This is a genomic window from Pseudomonas sp. CK-NBRI-02, assembly GCF_008124495.1.
Lineage (GTDB): Bacteria > Pseudomonadota > Gammaproteobacteria > Pseudomonadales > Pseudomonadaceae > Aquipseudomonas > Aquipseudomonas guariconensis.
Window position 1 is genome coordinate 217,251 of record NZ_VSJH01000039.1, and the last position, 19,429, is coordinate 236,679.

Here is a 19,429-nt window from a genome sequence, read left to right on the forward strand (position 1 = left end):
GTGGGTGCCAGCCTCTTCGCTCAAGCGCTCGAGATCGAAGCGAGCGAGGCACCCCTCGCCCAGAGTGGGCGGCGACGCCGCCGCAGCCTTGTCGCGGGGATCGGCCATCGGCGCTTAGTCGAACACCACGGTTTTGTTGCCATGCACCAAGACACGGTCTTCCAGGTGGTAGCGCAGGCCGCGGGCCAGCACCATCTTCTCCACGTCACGACCGAAACGCACCATGTCTTCAATGCTGTCGGCGTGGGTGACACGCACCACGTCCTGCTCGATGATCGGACCGGCGTCCAGCTCTTCGGTGACGTAGTGGCAGGTCGCACCGATCAGTTTCACGCCACGCAGCGCCGCCTGGTGGTACGGCTTGGCGCCGACGAACGATGGCAGGAAGCTGTGGTGGATGTTGATGACTTTTTCGGCGTATTCCTGGCACAGCTGCGGCGGCAGGATCTGCATGTAGCGCGCCAGCACCACGACATCGGCCCCATGCTCCTGGACCAGACGCGAGACCTCGGCGAACGCCGGTTGCTTGTCCTTGGGATCGACCGGGACATGGAAGAACGGGATGCCGTGCCACTCGACCATGCTGCGCAGGTCGTTGTGGTTGGAGATCACGCAGGGAATTTCGCAATCGAGCTCGTCGGTGTGCCAGCGATGCAGCAGATCGGCCAGGCAGTGGGATTCGCGGCTGGCCATCAGCACCACGCGTTTCTTCTGGGCCGAGTCGGTGATCCGCCAGGTCATGGAGAACTCTTCGGCGATCGGCGCGAACGCCTCGCGAAACGCTTCGATGCCAAATGGCAGGGATTCGGCGCGGATCTCATGGCGCATGAAGAACCAACCGCTCTGCTCATCGGAGTGGTGGCTGGCTTCGTTGATCCAGCCGTTGTACAGGGCCAGGAAATTACTGACTTTTGCCACGATGCCGACACGGTCGGGGCAGGCAATCACCAGTCGATAGGTGCGCATGAAGGAGACTCCGGAAACTTCGCAAAGGCGCACATTCTAGCGGCCCGCCAGAAAAAACGCAGTAATGATTGCCCGCTACAGCACACACGCTCGGCCCGCGAGGGGCAAAGCTGCCAATTGAGCCGACCACGTAGGAAATGATGAATTTGTCGGGCGATATGTAAAATTTTCTTAACCAAATGCCTGCATTGCCCCACGACAATTAACAGTTTATTGCCTTTTTAATTGTTTACTTGAGAGTATCGCCTGTCTATTATTGGCCCGAACTGTTTCTCTTTGAACATTGCACTAAGGACCACTCCATGTCCCTGATCAACGAATACCGCGCTACCGAAGAAGCCATCAAGGAACTTCAGGCCCGCCTGGCCAACCTGTCGCAAGATGACAAACTGAAGAAAGAACTCGAGTTCGAAGGCAAACTGCGCGCACTGATGGGCGAATATTCCAAGTCCCTGCGTGACGTGATTGCCCTGCTGGATCCAGAATCCAAACTGAGCAAAGCTCCGCGCGGTGCGGTCAAGACCACTGGCACCAAGCGTGCTCGCAAGGTCAAGCAGTACAAAAACCCGCACAATGGCGAAGTGATCGAAACCAAAGGCGGCAACCACAAGACCCTGAAAGAATGGAAAGCCAAATGGGGTGGCGATGTGGTTGAAGGCTGGGCAACACTGCTGGACTGACAGCTGGCTGCCTCTCACACGCCCAATAAAAACGCCGGCACATTGCCGGCGTTTTTATTGGGCGTGCACCTTAGCGTTGATATTGCGCCTTCAACTGCTGAACATGTGCCTGCCACGCCTCCAATACTCCCCTTCCGGCAGCATCTGCCGTTGCCAGGGCGCTCTGGCAAGCCTGCCCGAAGTCACCCAGCGTGTTCGGCGCGCCCAGTCGCGGGTCGCTCAAGCGCTGCTGACAGAACGAGAACCAACGCTGCCGCTCCTCGGCACTCAAGGTATCGGGGAAGTTTCTTGCCCGATAACGGAATAACAGCTCTGACATCCTCGAGTCATCGAACATCCAGTGCCCCTGTCCCAATTGCACAGGGTCAAGGGCGCGCACTTGATCACAGAGGCGACGATCTCGGTCTCCCAGAAAACCATCATACAACTGTTGCTCAGGGTCCTCGCTAGGCGCGAACTCATCGCCGCTGTAAATGCCTTCGAGCTTGTCCTGCCAAATATGCTGTTGCTCGGCCAATTGTTCCCCACGACGTTGCAACTGCGACATATCCAGACCCAGCCGCTGCTGATCGACAGGGCGCAATACCGTCAACGGGGCCACGACCGGGCAACGATTGATGTGCACCAACTTCAGCGGAACGGGTAATTGTCCATCAGGCAATTCGTCACGCCGGGTATACAAACATTCTCGTAATGTTTCTGTGGTCTCTTGCAATAACGGCAAGGTATCCAGGTGCAGGTCGCACACAATCAGCGCATTCCGATTACGTGGATGCCAGGCCAATGGCAATACCACCCCCAGATAATTACGCTCTGCAGAGAAGCGGCCAGATACATGTACCAGCGGCTGCAAAAGACGGATCTGCTCCATCACCTTGTGCTTGCTGCGCAATTGGAACAACCAGTCATATAACTTGGGTTGCTTCTGGCGAATCAGGCGAGCCAAGGCGATCGTTGCCCGTACGTCGGAAAGCGCTTCGTGGGCGTGGCCATGGTCGATGCCGTTGGCCTTGCTCAGCAGTTCAAGGCGCAGACTGGTGCGACCGTCCTGCTGCGGCCAGACGATGCCTTCCGGGCGCAAGGCATAGGCGGTGCGCACCACGTCGATCAGGTCCCAGCGGCTGTTGCCGCCCTGCCATTCTCGGGCGTAGGGGTCGAAGAAGTTTCGGTAGAGGCTGTAGCGGGTGACCTCGTCATCGAAACGCAGGGTGTTGTAGCCTGCGCCACAAGTGCCGGGGCGGGCCAGTTGTGCATGGACCCGGGTCATGAATTCGGCCTCGCATAGACCCTCACGGGCCAGTTGCGCGGGCGTGATGCCGGTGACCAGACAGGCGGCCGGGTGCGGCAGGATATCGTCGCTTGGACGACAATAGAGGCTGATAGGCGCTTCGATCTCGTTGAGTTCAAAGTCCGTTCGCACGCCTGCGACCTGCAGCGGGCGGTCGCAGCGTGGATTGATGCCGGTGGTTTCGTAGTCGTGCCAGAAGATGCTGGAGCTCACGGGGTCTTCCTGTAACAAGGTCGACCAGAGTCTAGCGACCTGACAGGCCGGTCCGCACCCACGAATTCGCTGCAGCGCGTTGCCGAAGACTCAGGCGGAGGCGTTGATGGGGCGGAAGCTGAAGTAGTTGCGCAGAGCCCGGACGAAGTCGTCGTATTCGCGCGGGGGCTGCAACAGCATGAAACCGGCGTCGTAGTGGCCGGGGGTCTGATCCTCACGGCACCACAGGCAACTGGCGGTAAGATTGATGCATTGCACCCCGCCACCAACCACCGGCAGGCGCAGTTGCAACTCGAAATCCGGCCCCACCAGTACCGGCAGATGGCTGATCAACATCAGGCCGTCTTCCGAAGCATTGCCCAAGTAGCCGATCTGCTGGTCGGTGAACCGGTTGTAGACCTTGAGGACACAAGGCAACTGGTGGCGTTCTATATGGCGTTGAATAAACATGGCGTGGCGCGATCCGTACCTGATGCCAGGAAGACAAGGTACTGGCGGTGAGCGTTACATCTGGTTAACAGATTAGCTCAGCGCGACTCGGCATTTCCATGAAATCAAGAACACCTTGGTGTTAACGCCAAGGTGTACCGGTCGCAGGCGTCGCCACCGCCGACTCGCCACGCAGGTGCCCAAGCTGTTCGAGGGTCTGCAGGCGCGCCTTGGCGCGGTAGGCATACTCGTTCTGTGGATAACGCTGCATCAGGTACTGATAGGTCTGGGCCGCGTCCATGTAGAGCTTCTGACGCTCAAGGCACTGGCCACGCAGCATCGAAACTTCCGGATGGATGAACGGCCGTGCCCGGCTGGTGCGGTCCACCTGTGAGAGCTCCAGCATCACACGCTGGCAGTCGCCCCGGTCATAGGCTCGGTAGGCATTGTTCAGGTGATGGTCCATCGACCAGCGGGTGCAGCCGACGACACTGGCCGCGACGGCTAAAACGATCAGGGCTCGCATGGGGGATCTCCTTTGATGGACAGTGTATCGGCCTGGCGCGGCAAATCTTCACATGCATCTGCAAGCATACCCCGACCGTTCAAACGCCACCCTGCCAACTGGTGAGGTAGTGCAACGGAACAATGACTACAGCGATATTCAGGAGTAGCCTTTCGCTGCGCTTCACTATAGGAGTCTGTGCATGACCATCCGCCGTACCAAAATCGTCGCCACCCTGGGCCCCGCCAGCAATTCACCGGAAGTGATCGAACAACTGATCCTCGCCGGCCTGGACGTGGCGCGCCTGAACTTCTCCCACGGCACTCCAGACGAGCACAAGGCCCGCGCCCGCCTGATCCGCGACATCGCCGCCAAGAATGGCCGCCACGTCGCGCTGCTGGGCGATCTGCAGGGTCCGAAGATCCGCATCGCCAAATTCAGCAACAAGCGCATCGAATTGAAGATCGGTGACAAATTCACCTTCTCCACCGCCCATCCGCTGACCGAAGGCAACCAGGAAATCGTCGGTATCGACTACCCCGACCTGGTCAAGGACTGCGGTGTCGGCGACGAGCTGCTGCTCGACGACGGCCGCGTGGTCATGCGCGTCGAAACCGCGACCGCCGACGCCCTGCACTGCGTGGTGATCATCGGCGGTCCGCTGTCCGACCATAAAGGCATCAACCGCAAAGGTGGCGGCCTGACCGCGCCGGCCTTGACCGAGAAGGACAAGGCCGACATCAAGCTGGCTGCAGAGATGGACCTGGACTACCTGGCCGTTTCCTTCCCGCGTGACGCCAGCGACATGGAATATGCCCGCAAGCTGCGCGACGAAGCCGGTGGCACCGCCTGGCTGGTGGCCAAGATCGAACGCGCCGAGGCCGTCGCCGACGACGAGACTCTGGACAACCTGATCGCAGCCTCCGACGCGGTAATGGTCGCCCGTGGTGACCTTGGCGTGGAAATCGGCGACGCCGAGCTGATCGCCATCCAGAAGAAGATCATCCAGCATGCCCGCCGCAACAACAAAGCGGTGATCGTCGCGACCCAGATGATGGAGTCGATGATCCAGAACCCGATGCCGACCCGCGCCGAAGTGTCCGACGTGGCCAACGCCGTGCTGGACAACACCGACGCGGTCATGCTCTCCGCCGAAAGCGCCGCCGGTGCCTACCCGATCGAAGCGGTCAAGGCCATGGCCCGCGTCTGCCAAGGTGCCGAGAAGCACCCGACCAGCCAGAAATCCAGCCACCGCCTGCACACGACGTTCGAACGTTGCGACGAAAGCATCGCCCTGGCCGCGATGTACACCGCCAACCACTTCCCGGGCGTCAAGGCGATCATCGCCCTCACCGAGAGCGGCTACACCCCGCTGATCATGTCGCGCCTGCGTTCGCACGTGCCGATCTACGCCATGTCGCCGCACCGTGCCACCCAGGCGCGTGCATCGCTGTTCCGCGGCGTCTACCCGATCGCCTTCGACCCAGCCTCGCTGCCAGCCGAAAAGGTCAGCCAGGCAGCCGTCGACGAACTGCTCAAGCGCGGCTTGGTGCAACAGGGTGACTGGGTGATCCTGACCAAAGGCGACAGCTACCACACCATCGGTGGCACCAACGGCATGAAGATCCTGCACGTGGGTGATCCGCTGGTCTGATGTTGTCGGACCCTGGGGCCGCTTCGCGGCCCATCGCAGGCTTGGCCAGCGCCCACCGCTTTACCTGTGGGGGCGGCCTTGCATCGCGAAAGGAGGGCAACGCCCTCCTCTGTTCACTCAGGCATGTTCGGTGAACACATCGGCAAACACCTGGTTCCTCGGCACACCGGCAATGAACAGCCGCCGCGCGAACTGCTCCACACTGCCCGGCGCTCCGCACGCAAGCGCCACCGTCTGTCGCGACGAAGGGCACAACCCCGCCAACGCTTCCTCCAACGCCTCTGCGGTCACGCAGCACACACTCACCTGTGGATAACGGCTCGCCAGCTCATTCAAGGGGCCAGCCAGATAATGTCCCTGGCGATCCCGCGCCACGTGCATCACCTTGATTTCCCCCTGATGCCCCTGTCGCAGCGCCTCGCGCAGAATCCCCCACAACGGCCCAAGCCCTGTCCCTGCCGCCAGCAGCCATAGCGGCCGATCCTGCCACCCGGCGTCGTAGTGCAGGGCACCGCCCCTGAGCTCACCCAGGCGCAGTCCGTCGCCGACGACCAAATGCCTGGCTTTATCGCAAAAGGCACCCGGCAGGCGGCAGTCCAGATGAAACTCCAGAAACCTGTCCTCGCCTGGCAGGCTGGCCAGCGAATAAGGCCGTGCAACGCCCTGCTGCCACAGCACCAGATGTTGGCCTGCCTGATAGCGCAGAGTCCGCTCGGGTTGCAGACGCAAACGCAATACGTCACCGAACCAGTCCAGCTCGCAGACCCGTGCAGGCAAGCCGTCGGTCAGCGGGTCGAAGACGGCGACCTGCAGATCGCCGTTCACCCGGCACTGGCAGGCCAGGCGCCAGCCCTGATCGCGCTGCTCACTGCTCAAGGCTTCGGGCATGGCATCCTCGGGCTGGCCTTCCAGGCAATGCACCAGGCAGGCGTGGCAATTGCCGGCGCGGCAGCTGTAGGGCACGGCATAGCCGGCCTCGTTGAGGGCGTCGAGCAGGTTGCTGGCGGCCGGCACGCTCCAGCGGTGCTCGCCGACGCGAAGTTCGGGCATGATCGAAACATCTCCACACATCACTGCGCCCACTCTAGGGCTTGCCCGGCAATTGAGCAAAAAGGATGCCCACAGCATGCCGACCTTGGTCCAGACCACGCGCAGGTGTGCCGGGCATCGATGCGCGCTATACTGCCGCGCCCTTTTGCGTCGGCCACTGCCTGCCGGCGCGCCTTGCAAGGTGTTTCGACGCGCTGGTCGGCTGTGTCGGAAGAGCCTTTTTGAATGTTCCCGTCTTTAAGAGGAGCGCGCTGCATGACCGTGATCAAGCAAGACGACCTGATTCAGAGCGTTGCCGACGCCCTGCAATTCATCTCGTACTACCACCCCGTCGATTTCATCCAGGCGATGCACGAGGCTTATCTGCGTGAAGAGTCGCCCGCTGCGCGCGACTCCATCGCCCAGATCCTGATCAACTCGCGCATGTGCGCCACCGGCCACCGCCCGATTTGCCAGGACACCGGTATCGTCACCGTGTTCGTGCGCGTGGGCATGGACGTGCGCTGGGATGGCGCCACCATGAGCGTCGACGACATGATCAACGAGGGTGTGCGTCGCGCCTACAACCTGCCTGAAAACGTCCTGCGCGCCTCGATCCTGGCTGACCCCGCCGGTGCCCGCAAGAACACCAAGGACAACACCCCGGCCGTCATCCACTACTCCATCGTGCCCGGCGACAAGGTCGAGGTCGACGTCGCAGCCAAGGGCGGTGGCTCGGAGAACAAGTCGAAGATGGCCATGCTCAACCCATCCGACTCGATCGTCGACTGGGTCCTGAAGACTGTCCCGACCATGGGCGCCGGCTGGTGCCCGCCTGGCATGCTGGGTATCGGCATCGGCGGCACTGCAGAGAAAGCTGCGGTCATGGCCAAGGAAGTGTTGATGGAGTCCATCGACATCCATGAGCTCAAGGCCCGTGGCCCGCAGAACCGCATCGAAGAACTGCGCCTGGAGCTGTTCGAGAAGGTCAACCAGCTGGGTATCGGTGCCCAGGGCCTGGGCGGTCTGACCACCGTGCTCGACGTCAAGATCATGGACTACCCGACCCACGCCGCCTCGCTGCCGGTCTGCATGATCCCGAACTGCGCCGCCACCCGCCACGCCCATTTCGTGCTGGACGGCTCCGGCCCGGCCGAGCTGGAAGCGCCGTCGCTGGACGCCTACCCGGAAATCGTCTGGGAAGCCGGCCCGAGCGCCCGCCGCGTCAACCTCGATGCGATCACCCCGGAAGAAGTCGCCAGCTGGAAGCCGGGCGAGACCCTGCTGCTCAACGGCAAGATGCTCACCGGTCGTGACGCCGCGCACAAGCGCATGGTCGAGATGCTCAACCGCGGCGAAGAGCTGCCGGTCGACCTCAAAGGCCGCTTCATCTATTACGTCGGCCCGGTCGATCCGGTCGGTGACGAAGTGGTAGGCCCTGCCGGCCCGACCACCGCCACCCGCATGGACAAGTTCACCCGCCAGATCCTCGAGCAGACCGGCCTGCTGGGCATGATCGGCAAGTCCGAGCGTGGCCCGACCGCCATCGAGGCGATCAAGGACAACAAAGCGGTGTACCTGATGGCCGTTGGCGGCGCCGCCTACCTGGTGGCCCAGGCAATCCGCAAGTCCCAGGTCCTGGCCTTCGCCGAGCTGGGCATGGAAGCGATCTACGAGTTCGAGGTCAAGGACATGCCGGTCACCGTCGCGGTGGACAGCAACGGTGAGTCGGTGCACATCACCGGTCCCGCCCTGTGGCAGAGCAAGATCGCGCAGAGCCTTGCGGTTGAAGTGAAGTAAGCCTGATGTAGCAGCGGCGCCTTCTTCGCGGATGGACCCGCTCCCACAGGGCATCCACTGAACTCCAAAACAGTGGAGCGTTCGTAGGAGCCGGTTCACCCGCGAAGGGGCCGCAACTGTCCTATCCAATTCTGTCGAACTGCTCCGGCCAGTCCCGCCGGATGAACACCTGTCCTTCGCGTCGAACCCGACGTACTTCCTCCAGATCGACTTCACCCAGCAGCCAGCGACTGCCATCAGGGCAAAGCTCGGCGCTCTCGGCAATCACCCCATTACTCGGCATGCCGTAATCCGGCGGCACGAACAGCCCTGCCCGTCCGATATTCTCGTCAAGCGCCGGCGACCAAGGCGCCATACCCACCGTCGGGCTTTGCAGCACCGCGATCTGATTCTCCAGTGCTCGGGCCTGGGCACCGATGCGCACCCGGTGATAACCAGCCTCGGTGTCAGTACAGCTTGGGGCCAGGATCAAGTCGGCGCCTCGTTCGGCCAAGTTTCGGGCGAGCAGGGGGAATTCGTTGTCGTAACAGATCAGGATGCCCAATTGTCCCAGCGCCGTATCGAACACCTTGAGCCCTTCACCAGCAGCGATGTCCCATTGCTCACGCTCGAAGCGGGTCATGATCAGTTTGTCCTGATAACCCAGCACGCCGTCCGGTCCGAACAACCAGGCACGGTTGCGGTAGCGCCCGTCCGTCTCGAGCACCGGCAGGCTGCCTGGCTGCAGATAGATTCCCCAGCGCCGAGCGATTCCCTCGCACAAGGCAAGCCAGGGCTCGATCAGCGGCTGGATCCCAGCGATCGATCCCTTCAGGTCGCTCCGTTGCTCAGAGGGCAGCTGGCCACTTAGGACCAGCCCCGCATACTCAGGCAGCAGCAACAACTGCGCGCCGCCCTCGACAGCCTCGGCGCACAAGCTCTGGAGGTGCTCGGCATAGGCCGCCCAGGTCGTGTGCAGCTCGATGGCGTACTGGCAAGCGGCCAGACGGATCACAAGGGTAGTTCCTTGAGCCAGAAGGACATGATCTTCGCCGATGCCTGCTCCTCGTCGAGGTCGCGCCAGGCATAGGTCGTGCGCAGCGACGGCTCATGCAAGAAGCCCCGATTGCGCCAGAAGCCGTGCAAGGGCTTGTAGTCGGCAGGACGCCGGGGATGCCCGGCCGGCCGCTCGACCGAGCAGAACGCGCAGTAGTCGAATTCGGCGAGCTTGTGAGCGTAAGACTCGCGCTCGATGAAAAAGCGCACACCCAAGCCCTGGCCCCGGTAAGCCGGCAATAGCACCGACTCGCCGAAGTAGTAGACGCTCGCAGGATCGCGCCCTTGGGCCAGGAACGGCTGTTGGAATTCAGGCGTCTCGTCGACCAGAGGCAGGCCCGTGGAGGCCCCCACCACCTGCCCTTGGTCGATGGCCAGCACCGCCAGGCTGCGCCCGGAGCGGGCGTAGGTGGACAAGTAGTCGGCCTCGTACTGCGGCGTACCGTCGTAAAGGTAGGGAAACTCGCGAAACACCGAAAGGCGCAGGCGAGCGAGGTCATCGATGTAAGGCGCAATCGCGGCGCCGTGCAACAGGCGGATTTCCATGCTTAGCGGTCGTTTTGTCGATGTGGATGACGCGCTCGGCTAAGCCGGGCTTGAGGGGAAACCCTATCATCCGGCCCAAGCCATCCCCTTTCCCGTACACGACAGGAACATTGCCATGACCGCTACCGAACTTGTGAACGCTTATTACGCAGCCTTCAATGCTGGCGACATGCCCGCCTTCCTCGGATTGCTCAGCGAAGATGTGATTCACGACATCAACCAGGGTGAGCGGCAGATGGGCAAAGCGGCGTTTGCAGCGTTCATGGACAAGATGAACCGCTGCTACCGGGAGCGTCTGGCGGACATCGTGGTGATGCAGAATGCCGATGGGAGCCGTGCGGCGGCGGAGTTCACCGTACATGGGGAGTACCTGGCCGACGACGAAGGGCTGCCACCGGCCAACGGACAGACGTATGTGCTGCCGGCGGGGGCGTTCTTCTATATCCATTGTGGGAAGATTGCTCGGGTGACCAATTACTACAACTTGAATGATTGGGTTGAGCAGGTAGGTTGAGCTTTTTGAGGAGCGTGTGAATATCCAATGTTGGTGGGGGCGCTGATGGCGCTTCTCGCCCTTACGGCGACCTACTTTGCTCTTGGGCAAAAGTGACCCGCCGTAAGGGCGAAACGGTGAGTCAGCGTCGACAACTCAAATGAATGAAACCACCAACACCGACACCGACCTAGCCCAAGAAACTACCCAAGCACCCGCAGAAACGCCGCCAACCAGGCAGGATGCGCCGGCCAGGCAGGCGCCGTCACCATTTTCCCATCCACATGCGCCTGGTCCAGAGCGATATCCACAAACCGCCCCCCCGCCAACCGTACCTCAGGTGCACACGCAGGATACGCACTGCACTCACGCCCCTCCAGCACACCTGCCGCCGCCAGCAACTGCGCCCCGTGACACACCGCCGCGATCGGCTTGCCCGCCTGGTCGAAGGCCTTGACCAGCGCCAGCACCCGCTCATCCAGGCGCAGGTACTCAGGCGCCCGGCCACCGGGGATCACCAACGCGTCGTACCCCTCGGCCCGAACCTGCACGAAATCGAAGTTCAAGGCAAAGTTGTGCCCAGGCTTCTCGCTGTAGGTCTGGTCGCCCTCGAAGTCATGGATCGCCGTGCGCACCGTCTGCCCGGCCAGCTTCTCCGGACACACCGCATGCACCGTATGCCCGACCATCTTCAGTGCCTGGAACGGCACCATCACTTCGTAGTCCTCGACGAAGTCACCCACCAGCATGAGAATTTTCTTGGCCGTCATCGCATCCACCCCTTCCGTTGCATGGGAACAATCCCTGCACGATAGTCCGCTTTGCTGGATCCGATAAGCCAATCGGCACAGAGCCCGTCGAATGGTTTCCGACCCAGCAGCTTGCCTGCAGTGCGGTAGTTATATATCTCCACGCTGCTCGGAACGCCCACTTTAATGAGTCGAAGTTCCCATACAGGTCAGACTCGTGATCCGCACAATGCAAGCCAATCAATGGCTCCGACGCTTCCGCATCGACATCACTTCCAACTCGAACCGCCTCTATGCCAATGGCCGACAACAGGTCAAAGTCAGCATCACGCTAGAAGCGCGTGAAGGGCAAACCATTAGTTCAGCGTCACTGAACAGCCTAAGGCTCTTCGTACTTGATGACGATGGCGCTGTTATAGACCTCACACATACAGACACAGCAAACACAGGTCTGAAAGCGGCCACCAGGCGCGATGAACGATTCGAGTACCATGCGCATCACCCACAGATACACACGAGGTCCTTGAGCAGATCGTTGAGTAGCTCGCTCAAGGTGCTACGCCGTCACTTCTATGTGTCCTCGACGCTTCCGGGCGGCACGCTCAGCACGCTTCATGCCCGCATTCAGAAAGATGACGACACCTGGTTCGATACGCTTGTGGCCCCCTTCGTATCGTCGGTGGAGATCGAATCGATTTCTCCGCTTCGCCTGGACGAAACCCATTTCGAACTGGACAGAGAGGATGCACATGACCATGAGAACTACGACCTTGATCTCTGGTACCTGCGTTTCATCAATCCAAACTTCCGGATTGTGGCCAACAGAAGTCTGAAATGTCCCGGTGGCAGGCACTTCTCCATCCAGTCCACAGGCTATACCTCCACGACAACCGTGGGCCAGATTCATTACATCTCGAAAATCCATACGCTTCATGCTTTCGATATCGGCAAACCGCCGCACTGGTATTCCCTGGACCGCAAGTTTCATATCGCGCTGAACGCTAAACCAGGGGCCATGACGCTGCTCTATGCACGATTGACCGTCAGGCAGAGACTGGTCATCGACAAGCGATACGAAAGTGTCTGGGCGGTCATCGACCAGCACGGCAACGAACATACGGTCAAATTTCGCCCCATGGATGGCGGCAAGCGAATCGGCTTCACTACGAACTTCTGAAGCCGCGCTCACCGACACCCGATCTCTCGACACGAGTTCCCATGACTGATACTCCATTTCACTCCCAGGCGAGCAACTTCTTCGACTGCCTCAAAACCGGTGTGGACAACCGCACCGGCCAGTTCACCCTCGCTTTGGTCTTGCCGCTCCCCCCCGCCAATCACCTCTGCGGCCCCGCGCTTTCGCTAAACCTGGCCTTCAACACACTCGGCTCGATGAGTGACAGAGGATATGGCCAAGGGTGGAACCTGGGGCTGTCCGAGCTTTACCTCGATCAAGAGACCACCCGACTTACCCTGACATCAGGTGAACAGTTCGCCATCGACATGGACACCTCCAGCTTTGCCATCGACCAGCCTTTGAGGTTTCTCGACCAGAAGCTCGAAACATTGCAACTGTTGCAACAAGCTGACGGCAGCCTGAAGGTGGAGAAAAAAAACGGCGAAAGCGAAATACTCCGCCAGCAGCAATCCAGCCCACGGTTTCTGGTCGAGGAAATGCGCTCTGCCGAAGGCCGCCGGTTGTTTCTCGATTGGCAGCCGTTCGGGGATAACGACTGCATGCTCCAGCAGATCCGAGATGAGCAGCGCACAATACTACTCCTCGAAAAGAACGACGACGCAGTGCATCTGACGTTGAATCCGGGTACAGCGCAGTCCGCCACATTACGCCTGCTGATGAGCAACGATCGGCTTACGCAGATCCTGCTACCCGATATCGCCCCCTCCTTCGAAATCGAATACGACACCCTTGAGCTCGATCGTAAGGCACGGTTACTGTTACCCGCCAAACTACGCAGCCCCCTGGGTTCGACAGACATCGTGCACTGGGCAACAGGCAAGGAAGGTCATCACCTGCCGCCGGGAAGCCCATTCCCCTATCTGCCGCGCGTAGCGTCCTGGACGCATTCGGCCGGAGCGCCTCACAACGAGCTGAACCGAAGTTACACCTGGGTAGGTGACAGCAATTTTCTGGGTTTCGGCAGCGACCAGGCATTCGTCTGGGACATTGGCCGGGACAATCTGTACCAGACCAGCCACGACTATCAGTATCAAGTCATCGAGACCATGACCGACGCGCTCGGTGAAACGCTCGGCACCACCAGCCGTATCTGGAATCGCTTTCATTTGCTGACCGAAGAACGTTCCCAACGCGGCCAGTGTGAAGTCCTCACTCTGATGTCCTACGGCATCGACCCGGCACTCGAGTGGCCACAGCAGTCCGTCAGCTGTCAGTTGCCTCATCAGGTGACTACCTGCTACCGGGACCATAGCCGCGAAAACGCCATTCGCAGTGAAATCATCACCTACCGGTACGATGCGTTCGGCAACATCGTGGAAGTCCATTATCCCAACGGCGTCCAGGAACACAGCGAGTACTATCCCGCCCAAGGCAGTGAAGGCTGCCCCGCCGACCCGTTTGGCTTGGTGCGGCATCTGAAATGCAGAACCGTGGTACCCGCCCCCGGCAAGGGCGAAGCACCTACCCTCGGCTACCGCTACACCTACCAGACACTGCCGTCACTGCTCGAAAGTGCGCCCGCGCATCTGGTGATCGCTAGCGAAGAATGCTTCGCAGTGCAGGACGATCGGGTACTGCAGCGAACGGAGCACAGCTATGTCAGCGAACCCGGAGCCCTCTATGCACGGGAGCGCCAAAGCGTCACCTACCTCGGAGGCAAAACCACCACCACGCGCTACGACTACCAGCTCACGAAAGACGAACTGATTATCAAGACCACTGTCATTGGCTTCGAGAATGATGACGAGAACAGCGCAAGCCAAACCAGCGCACAGTCGCTATTGACCGGCCAGACCACCTGGGAAAGAGACCGAAATGCAACGATCAATCGCTACCAGTACGATGTGATCGGGCGCATCGTGCGCACCACGAATGCTGTCGATACCCCCTTCCAGACAATACGCACCGCCCGCTATCACCTGCACGACGGCGTGGTCGGCCACGCTTCCATGAGTACGCTGCACAGCAGCGTCATGATCGAACAGACCGATGTCCACGGTTGCCGACAGCGTCAATGGCTCGATGGCGATGGCCGTGTCGTGATGATGGAAAAGGAGGACCTCGATCATGCACCCGGCACGTTCCGGGAGGTTTCTCGCCAGGAATATGACGCCTTGGGACGGCTGGTCAGCCAGACCCAGCAAGACTGGCTGGGTGAGAACGCCACCCAGCCACTGGTCTTGACCAGCACCACGGTGTACGACGATTGGGGACAGCCTGCGCTGAGCACCAGCCCGGAAGGGATTGAGCATCACCACCAAAACGACCCTGTCACGCGGCGCAGTGAACACTGGCAGTCGGCAGGACAATGGGTAGGGAGGAAGCTGGCAGTACGCCATGACTCGTCAGGAAATCCGATCGAACAGCAGCACTTGACGCCCGATGGCAAGCGGGTTCGTACCCTCACGCAAGTACGGGATGGGTTGGGCAGGACCATCGAAGAGCGGATAGAGACAGACGACGTGCCGGCGATCATCACCCGCATGCGTTATGACGATCACGGCCGCCTTTGCGAACACGTACTGGCAGACGGCACTGTGCTGTCATGGACCTACGCTGCCCACAGCAATGGCCCGCACGTCGAAACCATGATGGTCACCCCGCAAACGGAGCAGGTGCCTGGCCTTCCCCTTCGGGCAGGTCACCAGACATTCGACGGTCTCGGGCGCCAACTGTCAGTCGAGGTCGGTGGACGTACAACCCGCCACCACTATCGCCCAGGCCAGATGCCGCCCGTAGCCACGACCCTGGCCGATGGCAATCGCGTGGCCTTCCGCTATGAACCGTCATTAGGCAATGCGCTGATCGTCAGTAGGGTCGCAGGGCAACCCCGCGAACGACTGACCTACCACGAGCGGCACTACCAACCAACGCAGGCCGAGGGGGAACTCGGCCGTCAACAATGGCGTTTCACCCCATCTGGAAAACCGCAACATGACATCTGGACGGTCGACGGCCAGACACACGAGACACACTGGCAATACTCATTGAACGGGCTGCTGCTTGCCTTCACCGATGCAGCAGGTATCCAACACCAACGGACGCATGATGCATTCGGACGTCTAGCCAGCATCAAGGCCGACCGCACAAGAACATCCTTCACCTACGATGCCCTCTCGCGACCGGCGACCCTCACCACCGAGGACCTTGTCGGCGACCGGGTTATGAACGTGCAACTGGACTATGACAGCCTGGGTCGCGAGAGTCGCCGAACCTTCAGCGTGACCGAGGGGGAACAACGTCAAACCTTTTACCAGACCTTGGCCTATTCCCCCCTCGACCAACTGCTCACACGTACCTGGCAGGAGGATGGGCGCAAAACTGAGGAACACTTCGCCTATGATCTTCGCGGTCGCCTGGTGCACTACCGCGCCGATGGCGAGATGGCACCGCAGGACCCATTCGGTAACGTTATCGTGGAGCAGCGCTTTCGCTTCAACGCGCTCGATGGCCTGCAAGAAGTGTACAGCACCTTCGCCGATGGCACCGACGATACTGCCCTTTTCCGCTTCGCCGAAACCGACCCAACGCAGGTCGTGTCGATAACCCATACCCACCCCAGCTGGCCGGCCAGGATCGATCTAAGCTACGACGCCTGTGGCCGGCTGGTCCACGACAGCCTCGGCCGCAGCATGACGTGGAACAGCCAGGATCGGCTGACCAGCGTGCGCTACCAGCAAAGCACCTGCCATTACCGATACAACCCTAGTGGCCAGCTGTGCGACCGGGTACTCGATGGCACACTTATTCGCAGCTTCTACAGCGGGGCGCAGCTGACCCACCAGCAGCAACAAGGTGAGCAGGTGGAGATGATGAGCGATGGAACCATCCTGTTTGCACTGAACAAAGTGGCCGAAGGGGTACAGCAGAGCATCCTGCTCGGATGCGATGGCCAGGGCAGCGTTCGACTACAGGCAGGTGCCGAGCTGCACAGCCGTCGATATAGCGTCCACGGCGCAGATTCCGACCCGGCAGCCGCACGGAACACCGCATTCGGCTATTGCGGCGAGCAGCACGAGCCGCTGACTGGCTGGATCATCCCAGACGCCTATCGCCCCTACGATCCTGTGCTGATGTGTTTCCTCAGCCCCGACAACGAAAGCCCGTTTGGCCGCGGCGGCATCAACCCCTACACCTACTGTGGTGGCGATCCGGTTAACCGTGTCGATCCGGATGGCCATAGCTGGGTCAGTTGGATGGCAGCCGCTGCGGGTGTAGCCATCAGCCTCGCCGTCACTGTGTCCAGCATGGGCAGCGCCGTACCGGCCATCGCAGCAATGTTCACCAAAGGCATCATCAGCTTCAATGGAATACTGGCGGTCGCAACGGCAACGCTCAACTCCATTTCCTTGGGCACCGGTGTCGCCGCGCTCGCGCTGGAAACCAGCGGCAAGGATGAGCAAGCCGCCAGCGTGCTCGGCTGGATCTCCCTCGGTACCGGCCTAGCCAGCAGCGTGACCAGCATGATGACGAAGCCGACCCAGCCGATGGCCCTCACTCGCAAGATGGCCCTTCGTGCACGTACCTCTCCTGTCACCAAACCGGTCCGTAAGTGGTATGCCAGCGAAGTGTTGTTCGAGAACAACTATCTGGACCATGACGTGTCCTGGCACAGCAACTTCCTGGGCAAGGGGTACCAGGCATTCGAGACCCACGGCAGTCCGTTTGGCCATCTGATGAACAGCAAGGGGAAGATGGTTGATCCTTTGGAGGTCACACTCAAGGAGATCGCACCCCGCCTAGGAGACGTCGATGCGAATGTGCCTCTGTTCCTACTGGCCTGCGAAGGCGGCAAGAGCGGAGCCGCGCAGCGCGTGGCGGACGTGCTCCGACGTCCTGTGTATGGGTATGACAAGGTGATCACGCTCTACGATATCTCCACGGTCCAGCGCTTCACTCGTCAAGGCTTTGCGCCAACGGTCCCGATGCAGAAAATCTCCCGGTGGCGGCGGTTCCTGGGCGAAACCGGCCCGTTCAAACACCATCCGAGCTATGAAGACGCCACCGGAAAGTTCTACCACCCACGGTAACAGCCGCGCTCGGGATTCACCCGCTACCTCGCGCTGTCAGTCGCGTCGATCGAGCAGGGTAACCACCAGCCGGTCGAGCCACCCCCAGAGCCGTTGCTGGACCCGACGCCAGAAAGGCCGGGCGCTCCATCGCGTCAGGTCGACCTCTTGGCTTAGGGTGAAATCCCGTTCGAAACTGGCCGCGACCGCGGCAGTCAGTGGCGGGTCTAGGGCCTCTACATTGGCCTCGAGATTGAAGTGCAGGTTCCAGTGGTCGAAGTTACAGGAGCCCACGCTGACCCAGTCATCCACCAGCACCATCTTCAAGTGCATGAAACACGGCTGGTACTCGAAGATCCGAACGCCGGCGCGCAGTAGACGGGGGTAATAGCGGTGCCCGGCGTAACGGACCGCCGGGTGGTCGGTGCGCGGGCCGGTGAGCAGTAGGCGCACGTCGATGCCCTTCTGCGCCGCTCGTCGCAGGGAGCGACGCACACTGAAGGTCGGGAGGAAGTACGGTGTGGCCAGCCAGATGCGCCGTTGGCCGCTGTTGAGGGCACGCACCAGCGAGTGCAAGATGTCCTGATGCTGACGGGCGTCGGCGTAGGCCACCCGGCCCATGCCCTGGCCTTGGGCGGGCACCCGCGGCAGGCGGGGCAGGCCAAAGCCCTCGGCTGGCCGCCAGGCGGTGCGCCGATTGTTGGCGTGCCACTGGCGATCGAACAACAGTTGCCAGTCGGTGACGATGGGGCCTTCCATTCGCACCATCACTTCATGCCATTCGCTGGTGTCGACGCCTGGGGTCCAGAATTCATCGGTAACGCCCGTCCCGCCCACCACTGCCCAACATTCATCGACCAGCAACAGCTTGCGGTGGTCCCGGTACAGGTTGCGAACCCCACGCCGCCAACGCAGGCGGTTGTAGTAGCGCACCTGTACGCCCGCCGCCTCCAGGCGTTGGCGCAACGCTGAGGGGAAGGCCAGCGAGCCATAATCGTCGAACAGGCAGCGAACCCGCACGCCACGGCTGGCGGCCTGCTCCAAGGCCTCGACCACCGCATCTGCACAGCGACCGGCTTCGACCAGATAGAGCTCCAGATCGACCTGGAATTCGGCGCGCACGATCGCCAGGAGCATGCGCGGAAAGAATTCGGGGCCGTCGATCAGCAGTTCGAACTCGTTGCCATCCCGCCAGGGGAAGACCGGCCCCGGCATGTCAGCGGGCGGAGAAGATCAGCACCGCACTCACCGGCACCGATGGGCTGATGGATGCAACACCGGAAAGCTTGCGCAGGGACGCCAGCCCCGGCAACAGATCGAACTCCTCGGCACGCAGGATCAACGGCTCCAGGGTTACCACCTGGAAACGACGTTCATCCAGACGGGTGGCCAGCAGCAAGGTGTCGTAGCGGTGCGATTGCCCGTGCAGGGTCACAGTCACCGGCAAACGCAGTTCGACCTGCGCGCCATTGGCCAGGTCGTTGATGGGGCGCAGGTCGATCTTCGTCTGCACAAGGGCCTCGGGAAACTTGGCGACCTGGAACAGCTCATTGCGCATGCGCTCGTCACGTAGCGGTATGCCACCGCTGACCGAATCCATTTCGATGCTGACCTGGGCATTGCCTTTGCCGTCGACCTTGCCATGGAACACCAGGAAGCGATGCACCTCGGAGGTGTCACCATTCTTGCTGGTGACAAAAGACAAACGTGAGGACTCGCCATCCAGGTGCCAGCTGGCATGGGCAGGCAGGCACAAGGCCATGAGCAGAGCAGGCAGTAGACGGGGCAGTTTGAACATTTGAAATCTCGTGTAACAAGGCCGTCAACCTTACCCG

16 protein-coding genes are annotated in these 19,429 nt (G+C 61.0%); 6 read left to right on the forward strand and 10 right to left on the reverse strand.

The window, feature by feature from the left end:
• Window positions 1–114: 114 nt before the first annotated feature.
• Window positions 115–966, reverse strand: coding sequence for a formyltetrahydrofolate deformylase (purU, locus tag DQ397_RS22235; protein WP_043206402.1), 852 nt, complete (start codon window positions 964–966; stop codon window positions 115–117).
• A gap of 302 nt (window positions 967–1,268) precedes the next feature.
• Here purU and mvaT point away from each other — a divergent pair, with 302 nt between their 5' ends.
• Window positions 1,269–1,646, forward strand: a complete 378-nt coding sequence (gene mvaT / locus DQ397_RS22240) for a histone-like nucleoid-structuring protein MvaT (RefSeq protein WP_043206401.1) — start codon at window positions 1,269–1,271, stop codon at window positions 1,644–1,646.
• Between the two features lie 70 nt (window positions 1,647–1,716).
• Here the strand turns inward: mvaT and sbcB are convergent, their stop codons facing one another.
• From sbcB to DQ397_RS22255, 3 genes are all read right to left on the reverse strand, one after another.
• Complete coding sequence (gene sbcB, locus DQ397_RS22245; protein WP_148921627.1) at window positions 1,717–3,147, reverse strand: exodeoxyribonuclease I; 1,431 nt, start codon at window positions 3,145–3,147, stop codon at window positions 1,717–1,719.
• 90 nt (window positions 3,148–3,237) lie between these two features.
• On the reverse strand, window positions 3,238–3,597 hold the full coding sequence (locus tag DQ397_RS22250) for a PilZ domain-containing protein (RefSeq protein ID WP_070576060.1): 360 nt from the start codon (window positions 3,595–3,597) through the stop codon (window positions 3,238–3,240).
• A 121-nt stretch (window positions 3,598–3,718) separates the two neighbouring features.
• Window positions 3,719–4,102 carry a tol-pal system YbgF family protein gene (locus tag DQ397_RS22255; RefSeq protein WP_043214930.1) on the reverse strand — a complete coding sequence of 128 codons (384 nt, stop codon included), beginning with the start codon at window positions 4,100–4,102 and terminating at the stop codon, window positions 3,719–3,721.
• A 181-nt stretch (window positions 4,103–4,283) separates the two neighbouring features.
• Between DQ397_RS22255 and pyk the strand changes: the two genes are divergently transcribed.
• Complete coding sequence (gene pyk / locus DQ397_RS22260) at window positions 4,284–5,735, forward strand: pyruvate kinase (protein WP_043214932.1); 1,452 nt, start codon at window positions 4,284–4,286, stop codon at window positions 5,733–5,735.
• 117 nt (window positions 5,736–5,852) lie between these two features.
• Here pyk and DQ397_RS22265 read toward each other — a convergent pair whose 3' ends face one another.
• A complete protein-coding gene (locus DQ397_RS22265; protein ID WP_043214934.1) occupies window positions 5,853–6,785 on the reverse strand; it encodes an iron-sulfur-binding ferredoxin reductase in 933 nt (310 codons plus the stop codon).
• 255 nt (window positions 6,786–7,040) lie between these two features.
• Here DQ397_RS22265 and DQ397_RS22270 point away from each other — a divergent pair, with 255 nt between their 5' ends.
• Window positions 7,041–8,564, forward strand: a complete 1,524-nt coding sequence (locus tag DQ397_RS22270) for a fumarate hydratase (protein WP_043214937.1) — start codon at window positions 7,041–7,043, stop codon at window positions 8,562–8,564.
• A 121-nt stretch (window positions 8,565–8,685) separates the two neighbouring features.
• Here the strand turns inward: DQ397_RS22270 and DQ397_RS22275 are convergent, their stop codons facing one another.
• Window positions 8,686–9,558 carry a carbon-nitrogen hydrolase family protein gene (locus DQ397_RS22275; RefSeq protein ID WP_043214939.1) on the reverse strand — a complete coding sequence of 291 codons (873 nt, stop codon included), beginning with the start codon at window positions 9,556–9,558 and terminating at the stop codon, window positions 8,686–8,688.
• The gene (locus DQ397_RS22280; RefSeq protein ID WP_043214941.1) at window positions 9,555–10,145 is read right to left on the reverse strand and encodes a GNAT family acetyltransferase; all 591 of its coding nucleotides are present in this window, start codon (window positions 10,143–10,145) and stop codon (window positions 9,555–9,557) included. The genes DQ397_RS22275 and DQ397_RS22280 overlap by 4 nt, the downstream gene beginning before the upstream one ends.
• Window positions 10,146–10,260: 115 nt before the next feature.
• Here DQ397_RS22280 and DQ397_RS22285 point away from each other — a divergent pair, with 115 nt between their 5' ends.
• A complete protein-coding gene (locus tag DQ397_RS22285; protein ID WP_043214944.1) occupies window positions 10,261–10,659 on the forward strand; it encodes a nuclear transport factor 2 family protein in 399 nt (132 codons plus the stop codon).
• A gap of 182 nt (window positions 10,660–10,841) precedes the next feature.
• On the opposite strand, the gene DQ397_RS22290 is transcribed toward DQ397_RS22285, so the two are convergent.
• The gene (locus DQ397_RS22290; protein WP_043214946.1) at window positions 10,842–11,408 is read right to left on the reverse strand and encodes a DJ-1/PfpI family protein; all 567 of its coding nucleotides are present in this window, start codon (window positions 11,406–11,408) and stop codon (window positions 10,842–10,844) included.
• 208 nt (window positions 11,409–11,616) lie between these two features.
• Between DQ397_RS22290 and DQ397_RS22295 the strand changes: the two genes are divergently transcribed.
• Together DQ397_RS22295 and DQ397_RS22300 are read left to right on the forward strand one after the other, a co-directional pair.
• Window positions 11,617–12,564 carry a hypothetical protein gene (locus DQ397_RS22295; RefSeq protein ID WP_148921628.1) on the forward strand — a complete coding sequence of 316 codons (948 nt, stop codon included), beginning with the start codon at window positions 11,617–11,619 and terminating at the stop codon, window positions 12,562–12,564.
• Between the two features lie 41 nt (window positions 12,565–12,605).
• Window positions 12,606–17,615 (forward strand): RHS repeat domain-containing protein, encoded by a 5,010-nt coding sequence (locus tag DQ397_RS22300; RefSeq protein WP_043214951.1) that lies wholly within the window; start codon window positions 12,606–12,608, stop codon window positions 17,613–17,615.
• 36 nt (window positions 17,616–17,651) lie between these two features.
• Here DQ397_RS22300 and DQ397_RS22305 read toward each other — a convergent pair whose 3' ends face one another.
• Window positions 17,652–18,809: a phosphatidylserine/phosphatidylglycerophosphate/cardiolipin synthase family protein gene (locus tag DQ397_RS22305; protein ID WP_043214953.1), complete on the reverse strand. Its 1,158-nt coding sequence runs from the start codon at window positions 18,807–18,809 to the stop codon at window positions 17,652–17,654.
• Between the two features lies 1 nt (window position 18,810).
• Window positions 18,811–19,392, reverse strand: coding sequence for a YceI family protein (locus tag DQ397_RS22310; protein WP_043214956.1), 582 nt, complete (start codon window positions 19,390–19,392; stop codon window positions 18,811–18,813).
• Between the last annotated feature and the right edge of the window lie 37 nt (window positions 19,393–19,429).

Coding starts and splice junctions, on each gene's coding strand:
- purU (WP_043206402.1), bottom strand. CDS start 966: ATGCGCACCTATCGACTGGTGATTGCCTGCCCCGACCGTGTCGGCATC.
- mvaT (WP_043206401.1), top strand. CDS start 1,269: ATGTCCCTGATCAACGAATACCGCGCTACCGAAGAAGCCATCAAGGAA.
- DQ397_RS22250 (WP_070576060.1), bottom strand. CDS start 3,597: ATGTTTATTCAACGCCATATAGAACGCCACCAGTTGCCTTGTGTCCTC.
- DQ397_RS22255 (WP_043214930.1), bottom strand. CDS start 4,102: ATGCGAGCCCTGATCGTTTTAGCCGTCGCGGCCAGTGTCGTCGGCTGC.
- pyk (WP_043214932.1), top strand. CDS start 4,284: ATGACCATCCGCCGTACCAAAATCGTCGCCACCCTGGGCCCCGCCAGC.
- DQ397_RS22265 (WP_043214934.1), bottom strand. CDS start 6,785: ATGCCCGAACTTCGCGTCGGCGAGCACCGCTGGAGCGTGCCGGCCGCC.
- DQ397_RS22270 (WP_043214937.1), top strand. CDS start 7,041: ATGACCGTGATCAAGCAAGACGACCTGATTCAGAGCGTTGCCGACGCC.
- DQ397_RS22280 (WP_043214941.1), bottom strand. CDS start 10,145: ATGGAAATCCGCCTGTTGCACGGCGCCGCGATTGCGCCTTACATCGAT.
- DQ397_RS22285 (WP_043214944.1), top strand. CDS start 10,261: ATGACCGCTACCGAACTTGTGAACGCTTATTACGCAGCCTTCAATGCT.
- DQ397_RS22290 (WP_043214946.1), bottom strand. CDS start 11,408: ATGACGGCCAAGAAAATTCTCATGCTGGTGGGTGACTTCGTCGAGGAC.
- DQ397_RS22295 (WP_148921628.1), top strand. CDS start 11,617: ATGCAAGCCAATCAATGGCTCCGACGCTTCCGCATCGACATCACTTCC.
- DQ397_RS22300 (WP_043214951.1), top strand. CDS start 12,606: ATGACTGATACTCCATTTCACTCCCAGGCGAGCAACTTCTTCGACTGC.
- DQ397_RS22305 (WP_043214953.1), bottom strand. CDS start 18,809: ATGCCGGGGCCGGTCTTCCCCTGGCGGGATGGCAACGAGTTCGAACTG.
- DQ397_RS22310 (WP_043214956.1), bottom strand. CDS start 19,392: ATGTTCAAACTGCCCCGTCTACTGCCTGCTCTGCTCATGGCCTTGTGC.